Source organism: Cupriavidus sp. KK10 (assembly GCF_018223725.1).
Classification (GTDB): Bacteria; Pseudomonadota; Gammaproteobacteria; order Burkholderiales; family Burkholderiaceae; genus Cupriavidus; species Cupriavidus necator.
In genome coordinates this window covers 628,343-646,764 of the sequence record NZ_CP073677.1, presented here as the reverse complement: position 1 = coordinate 646,764, position 18,422 = coordinate 628,343, and the positions used below count along the sequence as shown (strand labels likewise).

Sequence of the window (18,422 nt, the reverse complement as noted above, 5' to 3'; positions counted from 1 at the left end):
CCCCTTGCGCGGAAGGCGGACTAGGGACATTTACTGCACGACCTGCGACAGCTTGCCCGCCTTGTACTGCTGCGCGATGTCGGTCAGGCCGATCGGCTTGATCTTGCTGGCCTGGCCTTCGCAGCCGAAGGCGATGTAGCGCGCCTTGCACACCTGCTTGGCGGCTTCGCGGGCCGGCTTCAGGTATTCGCGCGGGTCAAACTTGCTCGGGTTCTCGGCGAAGAAGCGGCGGATCGCGCCGGTCATGGCCAGGCGGATGTCGGTGTCGATGTTGATCTTGCGCACGCCGTACTTGATCGCTTCCTGGATTTCCTCGACCGGCACGCCGTAGGTTTCCTTCATGTCGCCGCCGAACTTGCGGATCTCTTCCAGCAGCTCTTGCGGAACGGACGACGAGCCGTGCATCACCAGGTGGGTGTTGGGGATGCGAGCGTGGATTTCCTTGATGCGGCTGATCGCCAGGATGTCGCCGGTGGGCTTGCGCGTGAACTTGTAGGCGCCGTGCGAGGTGCCGATGGCGATGGCCAGGGCGTCCAGCTGGGTGGCCTTGACGAAATCGGCGGCCTGCTCCGGATCGGTCAGCAGCATGGAGTGATCCAGCACGCCGACGGCGCCGATGCCGTCTTCTTCGCCGGCTTCACCGGTTTCCAGCGAACCCAGGCAGCCCAGTTCGCCTTCCACGGTCACGCCGACGGCGTGGGCCAGCTGCACCACCTTGCGGGTGACGTCGATGTTGTAGTCGTACTCGGCCGGGGTCTTGCCGTCTTCGCGCAGCGAGCCGTCCATCATCACCGACGAGAAGCCCAGGTCGATCGCGCCCTGGCAGATCGCCGGCGACTGGCCGTGGTCCTGGTGCATCACGACCGGAATATGGGGATAAGCCTCAACGGCGGCTTCGATCAGGTGGCGCAGGAAATGCTCACCGGCGTATTTGCGCGCGCCGGCCGAGGCTTGCATGATCACCGGTGCGTTGACCTCGTCAGCGGCCTGCATGATGGCCTGCACTTGCTCGAGATTGTTGACGTTGAAGGCCGGCAGGCCGTAGCTGTTCTCGGCCGCGTGGTCCAGCAGCTGGCGCATCGATACGAGTGGCATGTCTAACTCCTAATAAAAAATGGGGTGTCTTCCGCGTATTCTTCTAATCGGCGCTTACGCAGTGAATCGACTTACGTAGCGCATCGCCCGTGCCTGCCGGCGCCGTCAGCCCTGCGCATTCCGCGCTGGCGCTCCGTCCGGCATGGCACGCATTGCCTCATCTCACTTTCAGCTGCCCACCCTGACGATTTTCAGGGTATTGGTGCCGCCCGGCTGGCCCATCGGCTCGCCAATGGTCAGCACGATGAAATCGCCGCGCTGCACCACGCCCTGGGCCAGCAGCAGTTCTTCTGCCTGCTCCAGCGCGGTGTCGCGGTCGGCGCTGGACTGCAGCGGCAGCGGCACCACGTTGCGGTACAGCTGCATCTTGCGCTGCGAGGCCAGGTTGGGCGTCATCGCATAGATCGGCACATGGATACGGTGACGGCTCATCCACAATGCGGTGGCGCCGGAATCGGTCAGCGCGGCAATCGCCTTCACCTGCAAATGATAGGCCGTGAACAGCGCACCCATCGCCACCGACTGGTCGATGCGCGAAAAGGTCTGGTTCAGGAAATCGGTGTCGAGCTGCACCACCTCGGACTTCTCGGCTTCGATGCAGACCGCGGCCATGGCCTCGACCGTCTCCACGGGGTAGCGGCCCGCCGCAGTTTCGGCCGACAGCATCACCGCGTCGGTGCCGTCCAGCACGGCGTTGGCCACGTCCGAGACCTCGGCACGCGTGGGCACAGGGTTGATGATCATGCTCTCCATCATCTGGGTGGCGGTGATGGTCAGCTTGTTGGCCTCGCGCGCCAGCTTGATCATGCGCTTCTGCAGCGCCGGCACGGCGGCATTGCCCACCTCCACGGCCAGGTCGCCACGCGCCACCATGATGCCGTCGGACGCCTGCAGGATCTCTTCCAGCACGCCCGGGCGGATTGCCTCGGCGCGTTCGATCTTGGCGATCATGCGGGCCTTGTGGCCGTGCGGCTGGCCGGCCACGGCGGCCAGCTGGCGCGCCATTTCCATGTCAGTGGCGTTCTTGGGAAAGCTGACGGCGACGTAGTCGGCGCCCAGGGCCATGGCGGTCTTGATATCGTCCATGTCCTTGGCTGTCAGCGCCGGCGCCGACAGCCCGCCACCCTGGCGGTTGATGCCCTTGTTGTTGGACAGCTCGCCGCCCACGCGCACGGTGGTGAAGATCTCACTGCCGAGCACGCGGTCCACCACCAGCACGATCAGGCCGTCGTTGAGCAGCAGCAGGTCGCCCGGGCCGACGTCGCGCGGCAGGTCCTGGTAGTCCAGGCCGGCGCGCTGCTCGTTGCCGAGCTGGCAGCTCGAATCCAGGATGAACGGGTCGCCCGCCTTGAGCGTAATCTTGCCGTGCTCGAACTTGCCGACGCGGATCTTGGGACCCTGCAGGTCGGCCATGATGGCGACCTCGCGCCCGCATGCCTGCGCGGCTTCACGCACCAGGCGGGCGCGGTCGAGATGGTCCTGGGCGGTGCCGTGCGAAAAATTCAGCCGCACCACGTCGACCCCCGCCGCGATCATGCGGGTCAGGATTTCCAGCGAGCTGGAGGCGGGGCCGATGGTGGCGACGATCTTGGTGGAACGAGTCATGCGCGGAATTCCTGGTTCAGGGCCCCGGCAACACCGCCGGGCCCGGCGGATGCGTCAGCCTGCGGCGCGCTGCTCCAGCACTTCGAATGCGGGCAGCTTCTTGCCTTCCAGGAATTCCAGGAACGCGCCGCCGCCCGTGGAGATATAGCCCACGCGGTCGGCGATGCCGTACTTGGCAATGGCCGCCAGCGTGTCGCCACCGCCGGCGATCGAGAACGCCTTCGATTCAGCGATGGCCTGGGCCAGCACCTTGGTGCCGTTGCCGAACTGGTCGAATTCGAACACGCCCACCGGGCCGTTCCAGACGATGGTGCCGGCGGCCTTGAGCTGCTCGGCCAGCATCGCGGCGGTCTTGGGGCCGATGTCCAGGATCATGTCGTCGTCGGCGACGTCCTTGACGTCCTTGACGGTGGCCGCGGCGGTGGCGCTGAATTCCTTGGCGCACACCACGTCGACCGGGATCGGCACCGAGGCGCCGCGGGCGGCCATGATGTCGATGATGGTCTTGGCGTCGCCGACCAGGTCGGCTTCAGCCAGCGACTTGCCGATCTTCAGGCCGGCGGCCAGCATGAAGGTATTAGCAATGCCGCCGCCGACGACCAGGTTGTCGACCTTGTCGGCCAGCGACTTCAGGATGGTCAGCTTGGTCGAGACCTTGGAGCCGGCCACGATTGCCACCAGCGGACGCGCCGGCTGGCCCAGCGCCTTGCCCAGCGCGTCGATCTCGGCGGCCAGCAGCGGGCCGGCGCAGGCGATCGGGGCGTACTTGGCGATGCCATACGTGGTGGCTTCGGCGCGGTGGGCGGTGCCGAAGGCATCGTTCACGTAGACGTCACACAGCTTGGCCATCTTCTGGGCCAGTTCGTCGCTGTTCTTCTTTTCGCCTTTGTTCACGCGGCAGTTTTCCAGCAGCACCACCTGGCCCGGCGCCACCTCGACGCCGTCGACCCAGTTCTGCACCAGCTTGACCGGCTTGCCCAGCAGTTCGGACAGGCGCGTGGCGATCGGCGCCAGCGAATCTTCGGGCTTGAACTCGCCCTCGGTCGGGCGGCCCAGGTGGGAGGTGACCATCACCGCGGCGCCGCCAGCCAGGCAGGCCTCGATGGCCGGCACCGAGGCACGGATGCGGGTGTCCTCGGTGATGTTGCCGGCGTCGTCCTGCGGCACGTTCAGGTCGGCGCGGATAAACACCCTCTTGCCGGAGATTTTGCCTTGGGAAATCAGGTCGGAAAGACGCAGGACAGAGGTCATGGCGATGGATGGCGCGAGATTTCGCTGAAATTCGGGGAAACGGGCATTTTACCTGATCGCGGTCAACGCTTTGCCGATTCCGGACCGTTACGCGCTTGAGAAATTACCCTTGCGTCACATTCATGGCAACCCCACAGGGTGCTGGTGACATACTTCCCCACGAAAGAAGGGTCAGCTCCATGCCCCTGTTGACCCCCGAGTGCGGTAATGTATGCAACGTCTGCTACAACAGACACGCAAAAAGCGCCAGAGCCGGTCTTGAAACGGCCATGACAACAGGCGGCCAAAATAACAAGCAGCCAAAAAGAATGCAGCCGGTGTGCGATCAGACGCACCGCCGGCGCCGCGCATTTCCTTGTCGCGAATGCAGGGGGTGAGTCAGATGAAAGAAGCCGACATGCACGGAGCGATCCGTGGCTTGTACGAGGGCATTCTCGATCCCGGTGCCTGGCAGCAGAGCCTGCGCACCCTGACGGAACTGGCGGGCACGGCACATGCCTCGATGATGGTCTGGGACACCGTCCGCGACCAGGTCACCGTCAATGAGATCGTCAATCCGGTGGTGGAACTGTTTTCCGAGTACGAATCGGACTACCAGGCCATCGATCCGGCCAAGCAGTTCGCGCCGCGCCTGCGGCCGGGCGACTGGTATATCGACGCGCGCGAACTGGGCGAAGGCACCATGGCCCGCCATCCGTTCTACCGCGACTTCTTCCACCGCTATGACCTGCGCTCCTACGTGGCCTGCCTGGTCGAGCGCCAGCCCCACTACGAAGTCTATTTCTCGATGCAGCGCGCGCGCACGCAGCCGCTGTTCTCGCCCGACGACACCCGCGGCATGGACTGGATCATCCCGCATATGCGCAGCGCCATGGCCATGCGCGACCGCACCCTGGGGCTGACGGTGCTGGCGCGGCTGTCGACGCAGCTGGTGGAACGGCTCAATTTTGCGCTGCTGGTGTTCTCGCCGCAGCGCCACGTGCTGCTCAGCAACCGCGCCGGCGAGCGCTGGGCGCGGCGCCTGGACCCGGCCGGCAAGGTGTCGGACTGGACCCTGTCGCGCCCGTTCGCCGACATGGTGCAGGCCGCCTGCGACCCGCAACGCGCGGTCGCGGCGCAGGCCGCCCGCGCCACCGACGGCAGCGGCGCCGGCGCGCAGGTGATCGTGCTGCCGCTGCCGCCCTCGCACGCCTTTGCCGCGCAATGGCAGGAACCGGCGGCGCTGGTGATCGTGCATGAGCAGGACAGCGCGCCGCTGTTGCTGGCGCCGGTGCTGCGCGACCTGTACGGACTCACCCCGGCGGAGACCCGGCTGACCAACCAGCTGGCCACCGGCCAGGGCCTGCCAGAAGCCAGCCAGCAGCTGAACATCCGCCACGAAACCGCGCGCACCCAGCTCAAGGCCGTGTTCCACAAGACCGGCTGCAACAGCCAGGCCCAGCTGACGCATCTGCTCTCGCGCCTCGGCGCAGCGCTGGACGAGGCCTGAACACCACCGCGCCCGGCATCGGGCCAGCGCCGCGCCTGCGGCCCGCCCGTTGCCCCGCGAAGAAAGTGCTAAAAATACAAGAAGTAAAAAGAAGGGAAGCCATGAGCGATACACAGATGCACGACACCATTCGCGCGCTGTACGAGGGGATCTTCGATGCCGACGCCTGGCAGCGCAGCCTGGGCGCGCTGTGCCAGGCCAGCGGCAGCACGCATGCCCATCTGCTGGTGCTCGACACGGTCAACGAGCGCGTGCTGGTGAACCAGGAGGTCAACCCCATGCCGGAGGCGGTGGCCGCCTACAGCGAACAGTACGTGGCCATCGACCCGGCCCTGCCGTTCGCCAGGCGCATGTCGGTGGGCAACTGGTATATCGATTCACGCGAGCTGGGCGTGCCGGCGATGCGCAGGTCGCCCTTCTATGGCGAGTTCCTGCGGGAATTCGAGCAGTCGTCGGTGATGGCCTGCCTGATCGAGCGCCAGCCGCACTACGACGTGTTCCTGTCGCTGCAGCGCCCGCATGGCCACGACCACTATTCGCCCGAAGACGCGCGCGCGCTCGACTGGGCCATCCCGCACGTGCGCCAAGCGATGGCGCTGCGCGACCGCACCCACCAGGTGTCGGCACTGGCGCATGCGTCGGCGCAGCTGATGGAGCGGCTGCCGTTCGGCGTGATCGTGTTCCGCGATGACGGCAAGCCGCTGCTGGCCAACAGCATCGGCGAGGCCTGGGTGCGCCGGCTGCTGCCGGCGGCGTCGATCGAAACCAGCGCCGTGGCGTCGCCTGCCGCGGCCGTGCGCGAGGAAGCCGACTGGCAGCTGTCGCGCCCATTTGCCGAAGCGCTGCGGGCGGCATGCAACCCCGCCAACCCGCAGCCGGCACAGGCGCTGCGCGCCGCCGACAGCGCCGGCCGCCAGGCCCAGGTCGTCCTGCTGCCGCTGCCACCCGCGCACCATCTGGCGATGGACTGGCAGCGCCCCAGCGTGCTGGTGGCGATCCACGAGCCCGGCACCGCGCCGATGACACTGCCGGCGGTTCTGCGCGACCTCTACGGCCTCACGCCGGCCGAGACCCGGCTGGCCTTGCAGCTGTCATCGGGCATCGGCCTGCCCGAGGCGTGCGAGCTGATCGGCATCCGGCGCGAGACTGGGCGCACGCAGTTGAAGGCTATTTTTACCAAGACGGCTACGGGGACGCAGGCGCAGTTGGCGCATTTGTTGACTCGGTTGGGGGTAAGAGCTTAGGGGCGGGGCTTGGGGGGCGCTTGCCGCTTCTCGTGGATGCAGGCTCTGCGATAGCCAACCATCCCCCAACCACCCTCAATCCACCGACGCCCCCACAGTCTTAACCACCCCCGCCCACTTCTGCCGATCCCCCTTCACCGTCGCCTTGAACTGATCCACAGTCTCGACCCGCGGCGTGTTGCCCGCATCGATCAGCTTCTGCCGGATCGCCGGCGTTTCCAGCGCCACCTTCACCGCATCGTTGACCTTGCGCGCGATCTTCGGATCCAGCCCCTTCGGCCCGAAGAAGCCGAACCAGATGGTGCTGTTGAAGCCGGGCAGGCCGCTCTCGGCAATGGTCGGCACGTCGGGAATCACTTGCACCCGCTGCCTGGTGGTCACGCCCAGCAGGCGCACCTTGCCGGCGCGGTACTGCGGCAGCACGCTCTGCACCTGGTTGAAGATGCAGCAGACCTCTCCCTTCACCACCGCCTGTAGCGCGTCCGGGCCGCCCTTGTAGGGCACGTGGACCATGTCCAGGCCGGCGCGCGCATTGAACTCGGCAAAGGCCAGGTGCGTGCCGGTGCCGTTGCCGGTGGACGCGAAGTTGTACTTGCCCGGGTTGGCCTTGACCTTCTCGATAAACTCCTTGACCGACTTCACGTCGATCACCGCCGGGTTGACGGTGAGCACGTTGGAGACCTCGACCAGCGGCGCGATCGGGGTGAAATCGGCCTCGGCGTCGAACGGCAGGCTCTTGTACAGCGCCGGGTTGATGCCGTGCGTGGCGGCGGTGCCCAGCAGCAGCGTGTAGCCATCCGGCCTGGCATGCGCCACTGCTTCGGAGGCGACGTTGCCGCCGGCGCCCGGCCGGTAGTCGTAGATGATGGTGGTCTTCAGCGACTTCTGCAGCGATTCCTGCAGCGTGCGGCCGACGATGTCGACGCCGGAGCCGGCGGTGAAGCCCATCAGGATCGTCACCGGCTGCGTCGGCCACTCCCCTTGCGCGCGGGCGGGCATGCTGACCGTGCTGATGGCAGCGGCGGCGCACAGCACGGCCAGGCCGGTCGCGGGACGGAAGGACAAGCGCGGAAGCAGGCGGGACGAAATAGGCATGGGGGCACCGTCGGTAAGTTTAATGACCGGGATCTGAGCCCCGGGCCAGCGCCACACGATAGCAAGGTTCCTGCCAAAACCAAACGACCGAGTTGGTTTGAAGGTATGCCGTGCGGGCATATGGTGCTGCCCGGTGCCGCTCAGCGCCGCAGCAGGCCCACCAGTTCATCCACGTCCGGCAGCGGCGCGCCGGTTCCCGCGGTGCTGTCGTCGTCGGCCTCCAGCAGCCCGTCGGCCAGCGCGCGCTTGTCGCGGTGCAGGTCGACGATGCGCTCTTCGATGGTGCCCGCATTGATCAGTCGGTACACCGTCACGGGGCGCTGCTGGCCGATGCGGTGCGCGCGGCCCATGGCCTGGTCTTCGGCGGCGGGGTTCCACCAGGGGTCGGCAATGATCACGTAGTCGGCCGCGGTCAGGTTCAGGCCGAAGCCGCCGGCCTTCAGGCTGATCAGGAAGACATCGCCCTCGCCCGCCTGGAAGGCGGCCACGCGGCGAGTGCGCTCGGCCGCGGGGGTGGCGCCGTCCAGGTACTGCAGCGCCAGCCCGGCCCGCTCCAGCCCCTGGCGCAGCAGCTGCAGGAAATCGACAAACTGGCTGAACACCAGGGTCTTGTGGCCGCTCGCGGCAAGCTCGCTGGCCAGCTCGACAAAGGCGCGCACCTTGGCGCCTTCGGACAGCTGGCCGCTGAGTTCCGGCGTGACCAGGCGCGGATCGCACGCGGCGCGCCGCAGCCGCATCAGCTGCGCCAGCACGTGGATGCGCGCCTGCGCCTGGTGCTGGGCCTGCGCCAGGGCGCGCGCACGGGCCCCGGCAGGCGCGCCTTTGGTGGCCTTGCGCGCCGCTTCCACGCGCGCCAGCGCGGCCTCGGCCTCGGTCTGGGCCTGGCGGCGCAGGGCCTCGTAGTGCGCGGCTTCGACCGGCTCGGGCTCGACCCGGATCACCAGCTCCGTGCGCGGCGGCAGTTCGTCCAGCACCTGCGCCTTGGTCCGGCGCAGCACGAATGGCGCGATCATGCGGCGCAGCCGCTGGCGCGCCTCACGCACGCCGCCGCGCTCGATCGGGTTGGCAAAGTGTTCGTTGAAGCGGGCCAGCGAGCCCAGCAAGCCCGGATTGCAGAACCGCATCACCGACCAGAGTTCCGCCAGCCGGTTCTCCACCGGCGTGCCGGTCAGCGCCATGCGGAAGCCCGACGGCAGCGCGAACATCGCCTGCGCCCGCCGCGTGACCGCGTTCTTGAAGGCCTGCGCCTCGTCCGCGACCACGGTATGCCATTCGCGCGCGCAGAACGCCTTGCTGGCCTGCTGCAGCAGCGTGTACGAGACGATCACCAGGTCATGCGGCCCGGCCTGCGCCAGCAGCGTCTCACGATCGCCCTCGGCATAGACATGGACGTTGAGCGTGGGCGCAAAGCGCCGCGCCTCGGCCGCCCAGTTGCCGCACACCGAGGTCGGCGCGATCACCAGCGCGGCGCCGCCGCCGGCGCGCGCCACCAGCACCGCCAGCGCCTGCAGGGTCTTGCCCAGGCCCATGTCGTCGGCCAGGCAGGCGCCCAGGCCCGAGGCCGCCAGCGTCATGGCCCAGCGGTAGCCGGCCTCCTGGTAGGGCCGCAGCTCAGCCGCCAGCGTGGCAGGCAGCGCGATGTCAGCCTCGCGCGCGGCGCGCAGCCGGGCGATGCGCTGGCGGAAATGCGCGTCGGGATCGACGCCCGCGCCGGCCAGCACGTCGTCCAGCCACGGCGTGGCCATCTGCGGGACGCGAATGCCGTCGGGCACATGCTCACCGACGCCGGCCAGGTCGCGCAGCCGGCCGCGCAGCGCGCGCGTCAGCGCCACGTAGACGCCCTGCCCCATCGGCACGAAGCGCCCGGCGTGGCTGCCGGTCCAGTCGATCAGCTTGCCCAGCTCCAGCACCAGCCCCTCGGCCACGCGCAGTTCGCCGGCCAGCCGGTACCACGCGCCGCGGCTCTCGATCTGCACCCCCAGCTGCGGCAGGTCGGCCGGCAGCACGCGGATCTCCTTGCCGCGCGGCCATTCCACGGCCTGCACGGCGGGCAGGCCGGGCAGTGCCTCGACCACGGCGAGCGCGTCCTCCGGATCGTCCAGTGTCCAGGTGTAATCGCCGCCCGGCGGCGACAGCGCCACCAACTGCGGCAATGCCGCGAAGACCTCGGCCACGCTGGCCAGCTCGGCATCCAGGTCGCGCTGCGTGGCCAGGGTCTCGCCGCGCACGGCGGCCATCAGGCGCTCGCGCCCGGCGCCAGGCGCCAGCCGCGGCCCGAGCGGCCCCAGCGGCGTCACCACCAGCCGCAGCGAAATGCCGCGGGCCACCGGCGCCACCTCGGCGCGCAGCCGTGTCTCGGCCTCCACCGCGCGTGTGCCGACGGCCTGGTCGGCATGGACCTGGAAGTGGCCGGCCAGCGCGCGCAGGGTCTGGTCGAGCTGCGCCTGGCCGTCCTCCGGGATCGCCAGACCGTCGCCGAGCAGCCGCGCGGCATCGAACTGGGCGGGCGTGTAGCGGATCACCCGCAGTCGGTGCGGGCCATCGCGCACCACCGTGAGCTGGCGCAGCGCCTCGGCCTCCTGGCGTGCGGCGGCGGGCAGCAAGGCTTCCATCGCCGGCGCCTCGCGCACCGGCGGGAAGATGCGCAGCACATAACGGCCGGCGCTGTGGACCGCTTCCAGCGCGGGGGCGTCCTCGACCACCTCCAGCGTCTGCGATGGCGCATGCGCCAGCACCACGCCCGGGTGGCCCACCAACGCCATCACCGCGGCGGCGCGGTCCAGCACGCAGCGCCGGTTATGCGACTGGTCGCGGCGGATGGTGCGCGCCACGCGGGCATCCCACGGCTCGAGCCGGTCGTCCTCGGCGACCCGGGCCAGTGGCACCGGCTTCGGCTTGCCCCAGCCGCGCGCGCCGCGCACCTGCTCGAGCGGCTCGATCGTGCCCGGCACGCCGTCGGCGTCCAGCGTCAGCGCCCACAGCAGGCGCCGGGCCTCGGCGCCGGCGGCGGGTTCGGCGCCGGCCAGTGCACGCAGTGCTGCCAGCGCCTGCTGCCAGTCCGGGCCCGGCGCGGGGCTGGCGCCGTCCTCGCCGGGTTCAGGCAGGTCGTCATGGCCGGGATGTGTGGTCAAAGGCACGGCGGTTCTGGGATAGGGAAACGTGCAACAACGGGGGAACAGCAGGAAATGACGTCCGAAATTCGGCAAACGCCCGGAAAAGAGGATTCTAGACCGCCGCAACGCCTGCATCGCGTTGTGACCCATGCCCCCGCGGCTTACAATGGCGTTTTTGCTAATTTGACGGCGCTGGGAGAAAAGACATGTCGATGGCTGATCGCGACGGCAAGATTTGGATGGACGGCAAGCTGATCGAATGGCGCGACGCCAAGATCCATGTGCTGACGCATACGCTGCACTACGGCATGGGCGTGTTCGAAGGCGTGCGCGCCTACAAGACGCCCGAAGGCACCGCCATCTTCCGCCTGCACGAGCACACCCGGCGCCTGTTCAACTCGGCCAAGATCTTCCAGATGGTCATGCCTTTCGACGAGGCCACGCTGGAAGCGGCGCAGCGCGAAGTGGTGCGCGCCAACAAGCTGGAATCCTGCTACATCCGCCCGATCGTGTGGGTCGGCGACGAGAAACTGGGCGTCTCGGCCAAGGGCAACACCATCCACGTGGCGATCGCGGCCTGGCCGTGGGGCGCCTACCTGGGCGAGGAAGGCATGGAGCGCGGCATCCGCGTGAAGACCTCGTCGTTCACGCGCCACCACGTCAACGTGTCGCTGGTGCGCGCCAAGGCCAGCGGCTACTACATCAACTCGATCCTGGCCAACCAGGAAGCCACCGGCCTGGGCTACGACGAAGCGCTGCTGCTGGATACCGAAGGCTATGTCAGCGAAGGCTCGGGCGAGAACGTCTTCATCGTGCGCAACGGCGTGATCTACACGCCGGACCTGGCCTCCTGCCTGGACGGCATCACCCGCGACGCCACCCTGGCCATCGCCCGCGACCTGGGCATCGAGGTGCGTGAAAAGCGCATCACCCGCGATGAGATGTACTGCGCCGACGAAGCCTTCTTCACCGGCACCGCCGCCGAAGTCACGCCGATCCGCGAACTGGACGACCGCGTCATCGGCGAAGGCCGCCGCGGCCCGGTGACCAAGCAGATCCAGGACACGTTCTTTGCCGCCGTGGGCGGCACCAACGAAAAGTACAAGAAGTGGCTGACGCTGGTCTGAGCACCGGCTGCCAGCCCCTTCTGCGCGCGCCCGGTACTGCCGGGCGCGGCACACCCGCTGTTTTCATCGAACAATAAGCATCACTCCCTGCAACACCATGACGCAAACCGCCACCATCATCGAAATCGGCGCTGAAGACATTCCGCTGCACTGCCCGACCGCCAGCACCCCGGCATGGAACTACCATCCGCGCGTGTTCCTCGACGTGGCAGACACCGGCGAAGCCAAGTGCCCCTACTGCGGCACCGTCTACAAGCTCAAGCCGGGCACCGTGCTGAAGGGCCACCACTGACCCGAGCCGCCCGCATTCGCACGATCCTGACGCTCCGGGCCGCTTGCAGGCGCCCCGGAGCGTCGGCGTTCCCGGCGTCCGCGCCGGCGTGCCGGCTCCAAGCGCCCCGCCCATGAAGAAAGCCCTCGTCATCGCCCCCAACTGGATCGGCGACGCCCTGATGGCGCAGCCGCTCTTTGCGCTGCTCAAGGCGCGCCATCCGCGCCTGGTCATCGACGCACTCGCGCCCAAGTGGGTCGCGCCCGTGCTCGCGCGCATGCCGGAGATCGGCCGCGTGTTCCCGTCCGACCTCGCGCACGGCAAGCTGCAGCTGTCGGCACGGCTGATGTTCGCGCAGCAGCTCAAGAACGAAGGCTACGACCTCGCCTACGTGCTGCCGAACTCGCTCAAGTCGGCACTGGTCCCCTGGCTGGCCGGCATCCCGCTGCGCATCGGCTACCGCGGCGAAGCCCGCTTCGGCCTGCTCAACGTGCGCCACGCCAACCCGCCGCGCGACAAGCGCCCGCCGATGGTGGAGCACTACGCCCGCCTGGCGCTCAGGCCCGGCGCGCGCCTGCCCGAAGACCTGCCAGAGCCGCGTCTGCGCGTCGACCCGACGCGCATGGCGGCCACCGCCGAGCGCTTTGGCATCGCCCCGCACACGCGCGTGATCGCGTTCTGCCCGGGTGCCGAGTTCGGCCCGGCCAAGCGCTGGCCGGCCGGACATTTCGCCAGGCTCGCGCAGATGCTGCGGCGTTCCTACCCGTATGCGCAGATGATCACGCTGGGCTCGGCCAAGGACGCCGAGATCGCCGCCGAGATCGTCAGCGAGGCCCCGTTCGTGCGCAACCTGTGCGGCCAGACCTCGCTGGATGACGCCGTGGACCTGCTGGCGCTGTCCGAAGCCGCTGTCTGCAACGACTCCGGCCTGATGCACGTCACCGCGGCGCTGAACCGGCCCCAGGTGGCGGTATTTGGCTCGAGCGACCCGCGCCACACTCCGCCGTTGTCACAGGCAGCGAGTATCATGTGGCTGCAGCTGGAGTGCAGTCCCTGCTTCAAGCGCGAGTGCCCGCTAGGCCACCTGCGCTGCCTGAAAGAGATCGAACCTGAAATGGTGTTCGTCGAGCTGCGCAAGCTGCTGCACCGGCCCTGATTTCACCGCCCTCGCCACTTCTACTGCCACCATGCCTCGCTTTGCCCGCCTGTTCGATTCCGCCGAAGACATCGTCGAAGCCTTTCGCGAAGCACTGAAGCTGCGCGACGCCGACGGCGCGCTGCGCCTGTGGCTAGACGAAGACTCGATCACCTGCGTGCTGCCCGACGGCCAGCGCCTGATCGGCCACGAACAGCTGCGCCAGGCCTTCCTGCAGTTGCTGGAAGAACAACCGGTGCTGGTCGATGCGATCGAGACCAGCAGTCATGCGTCGATGGCCGTGGCGATCTTCGACGTGACCGAGGCACTGCGCTTCGGCGGCGACCGCGTCGAGGCCGACCTGTACGTGCACACCACCTATGTGCTAATGCAGAACCACGAAGGCTGGCGCCTGGCACATATCCACTGCAGCCCGGCCAACGCGGTGCAGGTTGCCGCCGTGGCCGCCGCGCCGGGGCAGGCGCTGCACTGAACCCCGCATGGCCGCGCCGCGGCCTGCTGCAACACCACGCCGGCATGACGCAGCTTCCGCACCACCGCCTTCCCCAGGTCGTCAACGCCGCCCAGGCTGATCCCGCCACGGCACCCGGCCATGGCTACGGCGAAGGCGTGCCGATGCCCTGGTGGCTGCGCGGCGGCCATGCCCAGACCATCATCCCCGCGCGCTTCACGCGCCGCCCGCCGCGCGTGAGCTTCCGCCGCGAACGCTGGGGCACCCCCGACCAGGACTTCATCGACCTCGACTGGACCACCCACCCGGTGCGCCCGGACACGCCGCTGGTGGTGATGTTCCACGGCCTGGAGGGCGATTCCGGCAGCCATTACGCGCAGGCGCTGATGCATGCGCTGTCCCTGCGCGGCTGGCAGGGCGTGGTCCCGCATTTCCGCGGCTGCTCGGGCGAGCTCAACCTGGCCCCGCGCTTCTACCATTCGGGCGATTCGGCCGAGATCCGCTGGGTGCTGGAGCGCATGCGCCAGCGCCACTGCACCAGCGGGCGCAAGCTGCTGGTGGTGGGGATCTCGCTGGGCGGCAACGCGCTGCTGCGCTTCCTGGGCGAAGATGGCACCAGCGCCGGCCACGTGCATGCGGCCGCGGCGATCTCCGCGCCGCTGGACCTGGCTGCCGGCGGCGCGGCGCTGTCGGCCGGCTTCAACCTGGTCTACACGCGCATGTTCCTGCAGACGCTCAAGCGCAAGTCGCTGGCCAAGCTGGGGCAGTTCCCGGGGCTGTTCGACCGCGACACGATGCTGGCCAGCCGCGACCTGTACGCCTTCGACAACGTCGTCACCGCGCCGCTGCATGGCTTTGTCGATACCGACGACTACTGGCGCCGCGCCGCCAGCAAACCCGTGCTGCGCGACATCGCCGTGCCCACGCTGGTGCTCAATGCGCGCAACGATCCCTTCCTGCCGGCCCGGCACCTGCCCGGCCCGGCCGACGCCAGCCCCCAGGTATGGCTGGAACAGCCCGAGCACGGTGGCCATGTCGGCTTCATGACCCCGCCCGAGGGCTGGCGCCGGCACCTGCCGCTGCTGCCCGACGGGCGCTTCAGCGGCGATATCGAATGGCTGCCGGCACGGATCCTGAGATTTTTTGACCGCATGATGTAGGGCGGGTGCAGCGGCACGATAAGCCACCGGCCCCCCGAGGAGACAGACATGGACGAGATCGTCAGGCAAGCCATGGCACGCTGGCCCAACGTGCCCAATGCCTACGGCTGGCTGGCACTGGACCGCCGCGGGCAGTGGCGCCTGCGCAATGAATACGCCCAGCAGCACGGGCTGTCGGGCGACCCCATCCGCCATGAAGCGCTGATCGGCTTTATCGAACGCAACTACCTGTGCGACGAGCGCGGCGCCTGGTACTTCCAGAACGGTCCGCAACGGGTGTTCGTATCGCTGGGCTATGCGCCGTGGGTCGTGCGGCTGCATGAAGGCGCGTTGCGCACCACCACGCAGCAGCCCTTCACGCTGCAGGCCTGCTTCGCCGACGAGCACGGCAATGTGGTGCTGGCCGGCACGGTCGAAGGCATGGCGCAAGGCAGCCTGCCGGCACAGCAGGGCGCCCTGCTGCACGACCACGACCTGGAACTGTTCAGCGGCGCCAGCACCTGGCATGGCGAAGCCTGCGGCACGGACCTGGGCGTATTCCATCACGATGGCCGCGACATCCCGATCGAGCCGATTGCCGAGAGCGAGGTGCCCAAGCGCTTTGGCTTCGTGCGCCAGCCGGCGGCCTGACGCAACCGCCCCCTTGACATCCTTATATGAACACCGCCCGGATGCCAAGGTAAATTGAAGGGCTTAGGCTTGTAGGTATGGGTTGCTGTCTTATATCCGACCTTGCTGCAGGAACGTGCCTGCGGGCCTTGATGGAATCAGCCGGGAACGTCCCCATCTCCCACGACGGGCTGTAAGCCGCTTGGATGTCATCGGGTTTGCGTTCCCGCGGTCCGACCTAGTTTGCCATCACACCTTATCTCCTTACCCTGTGCAACCCTGAAGGTATTCGTTTGTGCCCTGCTGTGGTCGTGCTTTCGCTACGCAGGCCGTGCGCTGACATAGCCGGGTTCATAGAGGCGGCGATGGGCAAGCAATGCCCAGGCGGTGCGCGCCATCTTGTTGGCTAGCGCGACGATGGCAACATTGGTCGGGCGCCTGACCAGCAGGGCCTCAGCCCAGCACGGGCGCCGCTTCGAGCGGGTCAGCACGATGCGTGCGCCATGGATCAGCAGTTTGCGCAAATAGGGATCGCCACGTTTGCTGATATGGCCGAGGTGAACCTTGCCGCCGGTGCCACTCTGGGTTGGTACCAGGCCCAGGCTGGCCGCGAAGGCTCTGCCTGAGCGGTAAGCCTGGGGAGATCCCATGGTGGCAACCAGGGCCGTGGCGGTGATCGGGCCAATTCCCGGAATCGCATCCACACATTGGGCGGCAGGCTCGGTTTTTAGCCATGCAGCGATCTCTTGCTCGGCCGCGAGGATTTCAGCGTCCAACTGCCTGAGTCGCTGTAACTGGCGCGACAACAGTCGCCACAAGGGAGCCGGGATGGTTTGCTCGATCTCGCTCAGTCGGGTGACAAACTGCGCCATGGCAGCCTTGCGACCAAGCACGAAGTGCAGGCCGTATTCGCCCAGCAAGCCGCGAATCTGATTCACTTGCCGCGTGCGGCTGTCGACTAGTTCCGAGCGAATTCGGTGCAATCCAAGTAAGGCTTGCTGTGCCTCAGTCTTTACCGGTATCGGTCGCATCCCAGGTTGCTGCGCGGCTGTCCAGATCGCGCGCGCGTCGGCCGCATCGGTCTTGTTGGTCCGCACGAACGGTCGCACGTACTTTGGGTGGAGCAGGATGGCTTCATGGCCCAGGCTGACAATCTTTCTTGCCCACCAGTGCGCGCCGCCACACGCCTCCAGTACGAACTTGCCGGGGGTGCGATTGCTCAGAAAGAAAATCAGTTGGGTCTTGCTGAGGCGCCGGCTGTGCGTCTCGCCCGTCTCTGGGTCGACCCAGTAGAGCTGGAAGATCGACTTTGCAAGATCCAGCCCATATGTCGTAGCATTCATTTGGGCTCTCCTTACCTCAAGTGATGGTTTGGATCTTCACTTTGGCACATCGATGCCGTCGGTCAAGCGAGAGCCCCTCATCGTGGAACCCCCGCTAGCGTTACTGGCGGGCGGTGTTCATTCCATCTCCCCGTCCTCAGCCTTCGGCTGCCGCCTTACGGCGGAAAGGACGAGGATTCCTACGGCGCTACGTGATGCTCTACGTAGTCACTTCGGTGGGTTCCTGCTTCGTAGAGCGGCTTGACTACGCCGACTCTCCACAGGCTGCAACGCGGTGCCCCCGCGCCAAAATGTTGATCGCGCCGACCACGTCGGCGTGATTCGCATAGCCGCATGCCACACAGGCGAAGCTCGCCTGGCTCTGCCGGTTCTCGGCAGATACATGCCCGCAGCAAGGGCACGTGCGACTGGTGTGCTGTGGCGGCACAGCTATTAGCCAGCCGCCATTCCACGCTAGCTTGTATTCCAGTTGACGCCCGAACTCGTACCAACCCTGATCGAGGATGGCCTTGTTCAGGCCGGACTTGGCCCTGACGTTCTTGCCCGGTTGCCCGCTTGAACCGGCCGCTGACTTGGACATGTTCCGTACCTTCAGGTCCTCGATACACACCATCGCTTGATTTTCGCTGATCGTGGTCGTGGCTTTGTGCAGGTAGTCGAGGCGGGCGTTACCGATGCGTGCGTGGATACGCTGGATTCGGGCCTTGGACTTCTTCCAGTTGTTGCTGAATTTCGTCTTGCGGCTCATCGCCCGCTGCGCACGGCGCAGTCTGGCTTCGTGCTTCCTAAAGCTGTTGAGCGGCGCGAGGAAAGTGCCATCGCTCATGGTGGCAAAGCGAGCGATGCCCATGTCGATGCCGATGGCGCTGGTGGCTTTCGGCACAGGTCGCTCGACCTTCCGCTCAGTCTGGATCGAAACAAACCACTTGCCGCCCGACAGGCTGACGCAGGCATTGCGTACCTCACCGAGTACGTCGCGGCTGTTCCTGTATCGCAGCCAGCCCAGCTTGGGCAAAAAGATACGCGAGTTGGTCTGATCAAGCTTGATTTGCTTCTGGTCGGGATAGCGGAAACTGTCGCCCAGACCCTTCTTCTTGAAACGCGGGAAGTCGGCCCGTTTTGCGAAGAAATTTGTGTAGGCCCGCTCCAAGTCCTTGAGCGTCTGTTGAAGAGGATGGACTGGTGCATCGGCCAGCCATGCTGTTTCCGTGCTGTTGCGCCACTCCGTGAGTTGCTTACACAGACCGGCATAGCTGAGCTTCTTTTCGCCTTGATCGTAACGCTGTTTCTGCAACGCCAGCGCCTTGTTATAGACGAACCGGCACGATCCGGCATAACGGCGCATGTTGCGCTGCTGCTCGCCGTTCGGCATCAATTCGTATTTGAAGGCTTGAAGACGCTGCATGGCCCAAT

15 protein-coding genes are annotated in these 18,422 nt (G+C 67.1%); 8 read left to right on the top strand and 7 right to left on the bottom strand.

All coding sequences use genetic code 11. The features are described from left to right. Positions 1-30: 30 nt before the first annotated feature. The 3 genes from fba to KB879_RS03235 all read right to left on the bottom strand — a co-directional run bounded on the left by fba (position 31) and on the right by KB879_RS03235 (position 3,951). The gene (gene fba / locus KB879_RS03245) at positions 31-1,095 is read right to left on the bottom strand and encodes a class II fructose-bisphosphate aldolase (protein ID WP_211980745.1); all 1,065 of its coding nucleotides are present in this window, start codon (positions 1,093-1,095) and stop codon (positions 31-33) included. 168 nt (positions 1,096-1,263) lie between these two features. Beyond that, the gene (pyk, locus tag KB879_RS03240) at positions 1,264-2,700 is read right to left on the bottom strand and encodes a pyruvate kinase (protein ID WP_211980744.1); all 1,437 of its coding nucleotides are present in this window, start codon (positions 2,698-2,700) and stop codon (positions 1,264-1,266) included. Between the two features lie 54 nt (positions 2,701-2,754). Further along, positions 2,755-3,951: a phosphoglycerate kinase gene (locus tag KB879_RS03235; protein ID WP_211980743.1), complete on the bottom strand. Its 1,197-nt coding sequence runs from the start codon at positions 3,949-3,951 to the stop codon at positions 2,755-2,757. A 382-nt stretch (positions 3,952-4,333) separates the two neighbouring features. Here KB879_RS03235 and KB879_RS03230 point away from each other — a divergent pair, with 382 nt between their 5' ends. Together KB879_RS03230 and KB879_RS03225 are read left to right on the top strand one after the other, a co-directional pair. Continuing rightward, the gene (locus tag KB879_RS03230) at positions 4,334-5,440 is read left to right on the top strand and encodes a helix-turn-helix transcriptional regulator (RefSeq protein ID WP_013955644.1); all 1,107 of its coding nucleotides are present in this window, start codon (positions 4,334-4,336) and stop codon (positions 5,438-5,440) included. Positions 5,441-5,541: 101 nt separating this feature from the next. Then, positions 5,542-6,684, top strand: coding sequence for a helix-turn-helix transcriptional regulator (locus tag KB879_RS03225; protein WP_013955643.1), 1,143 nt, complete (start codon positions 5,542-5,544; stop codon positions 6,682-6,684). 75 nt (positions 6,685-6,759) lie between these two features. On the opposite strand, the gene KB879_RS03220 is transcribed toward KB879_RS03225, so the two are convergent. Continuing rightward, positions 6,760-7,779, bottom strand: a complete 1,020-nt coding sequence (locus KB879_RS03220; protein ID WP_211980742.1) for a tripartite tricarboxylate transporter substrate binding protein — start codon at positions 7,777-7,779, stop codon at positions 6,760-6,762. A gap of 140 nt (positions 7,780-7,919) precedes the next feature. Continuing rightward, complete coding sequence (locus KB879_RS03215; protein WP_371827388.1) at positions 7,920-10,916, bottom strand: DEAD/DEAH box helicase; 2,997 nt, start codon at positions 10,914-10,916, stop codon at positions 7,920-7,922. 182 nt (positions 10,917-11,098) lie between these two features. Here KB879_RS03215 and KB879_RS03210 point away from each other — a divergent pair, with 182 nt between their 5' ends. The 6 genes from KB879_RS03210 to KB879_RS03185 all read left to right on the top strand — a co-directional run bounded on the left by KB879_RS03210 (position 11,099) and on the right by KB879_RS03185 (position 15,687). Then, the gene (locus tag KB879_RS03210) at positions 11,099-12,019 is read left to right on the top strand and encodes a branched-chain amino acid transaminase (RefSeq protein ID WP_013955640.1); all 921 of its coding nucleotides are present in this window, start codon (positions 11,099-11,101) and stop codon (positions 12,017-12,019) included. A gap of 97 nt (positions 12,020-12,116) precedes the next feature. Then, positions 12,117-12,311 (top strand): zinc-finger domain-containing protein, encoded by a 195-nt coding sequence (locus KB879_RS03205; RefSeq protein WP_013955639.1) that lies wholly within the window; start codon positions 12,117-12,119, stop codon positions 12,309-12,311. A gap of 112 nt (positions 12,312-12,423) precedes the next feature. Next, positions 12,424-13,446, top strand: a complete 1,023-nt coding sequence (waaF, locus tag KB879_RS03200; RefSeq protein WP_013955638.1) for a lipopolysaccharide heptosyltransferase II — start codon at positions 12,424-12,426, stop codon at positions 13,444-13,446. Positions 13,447-13,477: 31 nt separating this feature from the next. Next, positions 13,478-13,918 carry a nuclear transport factor 2 family protein gene (locus KB879_RS03195; protein WP_013955637.1) on the top strand — a complete coding sequence of 147 codons (441 nt, stop codon included), beginning with the start codon at positions 13,478-13,480 and terminating at the stop codon, positions 13,916-13,918. A gap of 44 nt (positions 13,919-13,962) precedes the next feature. Beyond that, complete coding sequence (locus tag KB879_RS03190) at positions 13,963-15,057, top strand: YheT family hydrolase (protein ID WP_211980741.1); 1,095 nt, start codon at positions 13,963-13,965, stop codon at positions 15,055-15,057. A gap of 48 nt (positions 15,058-15,105) precedes the next feature. Then, positions 15,106-15,687, top strand: a complete 582-nt coding sequence (locus KB879_RS03185) for a DUF2946 family protein (RefSeq protein WP_013955635.1) — start codon at positions 15,106-15,108, stop codon at positions 15,685-15,687. Positions 15,688-15,986: 299 nt separating this feature from the next. Here KB879_RS03185 and KB879_RS03180 read toward each other — a convergent pair whose 3' ends face one another. Together KB879_RS03180 and KB879_RS03175 are read right to left on the bottom strand one after the other, a co-directional pair. Next, complete coding sequence (locus tag KB879_RS03180) at positions 15,987-17,009, bottom strand: IS110 family transposase (RefSeq protein WP_211980740.1); 1,023 nt, start codon at positions 17,007-17,009, stop codon at positions 15,987-15,989. A gap of 244 nt (positions 17,010-17,253) precedes the next feature. Further along, positions 17,254-18,414, bottom strand: a complete 1,161-nt coding sequence (locus KB879_RS03175) for an RNA-guided endonuclease TnpB family protein (protein ID WP_049800573.1) — start codon at positions 18,412-18,414, stop codon at positions 17,254-17,256. Between the last annotated feature and the right edge of the window lie 8 nt (positions 18,415-18,422).

Excerpts from the sequence above, each read along its gene's own strand:
- fba (WP_211980745.1), bottom strand. The coding sequence starts at position 1,095 with ATGCCACTCGTATCGATGCGCCAGCTGCTGGACCACGCGGCCGAGAAC.
- KB879_RS03235 (WP_211980743.1), bottom strand. The coding sequence starts at position 3,951 with ATGACCTCTGTCCTGCGTCTTTCCGACCTGATTTCCCAAGGCAAAATC.
- KB879_RS03230 (WP_013955644.1), top strand. The coding sequence starts at position 4,334 with ATGAAAGAAGCCGACATGCACGGAGCGATCCGTGGCTTGTACGAGGGC.
- pyk (WP_211980744.1), bottom strand. The coding sequence starts at position 2,700 with ATGACTCGTTCCACCAAGATCGTCGCCACCATCGGCCCCGCCTCCAGC.
- KB879_RS03205 (WP_013955639.1), top strand. The coding sequence starts at position 12,117 with ATGACGCAAACCGCCACCATCATCGAAATCGGCGCTGAAGACATTCCG.
- KB879_RS03195 (WP_013955637.1), top strand. The coding sequence starts at position 13,478 with ATGCCTCGCTTTGCCCGCCTGTTCGATTCCGCCGAAGACATCGTCGAA.
- KB879_RS03185 (WP_013955635.1), top strand. The coding sequence starts at position 15,106 with ATGGACGAGATCGTCAGGCAAGCCATGGCACGCTGGCCCAACGTGCCC.
- KB879_RS03180 (WP_211980740.1), bottom strand. The coding sequence starts at position 17,009 with ATGAATGCTACGACATATGGGCTGGATCTTGCAAAGTCGATCTTCCAG.
- KB879_RS03225 (WP_013955643.1), top strand. The coding sequence starts at position 5,542 with ATGAGCGATACACAGATGCACGACACCATTCGCGCGCTGTACGAGGGG.
- KB879_RS03175 (WP_049800573.1), bottom strand. The coding sequence starts at position 18,414 with ATGCAGCGTCTTCAAGCCTTCAAATACGAATTGATGCCGAACGGCGAG.
- KB879_RS03220 (WP_211980742.1), bottom strand. The coding sequence starts at position 7,779 with ATGCCTATTTCGTCCCGCCTGCTTCCGCGCTTGTCCTTCCGTCCCGCG.
- KB879_RS03190 (WP_211980741.1), top strand. The coding sequence starts at position 13,963 with ATGACGCAGCTTCCGCACCACCGCCTTCCCCAGGTCGTCAACGCCGCC.
- KB879_RS03210 (WP_013955640.1), top strand. The coding sequence starts at position 11,099 with ATGTCGATGGCTGATCGCGACGGCAAGATTTGGATGGACGGCAAGCTG.
- waaF (WP_013955638.1), top strand. The coding sequence starts at position 12,424 with ATGAAGAAAGCCCTCGTCATCGCCCCCAACTGGATCGGCGACGCCCTG.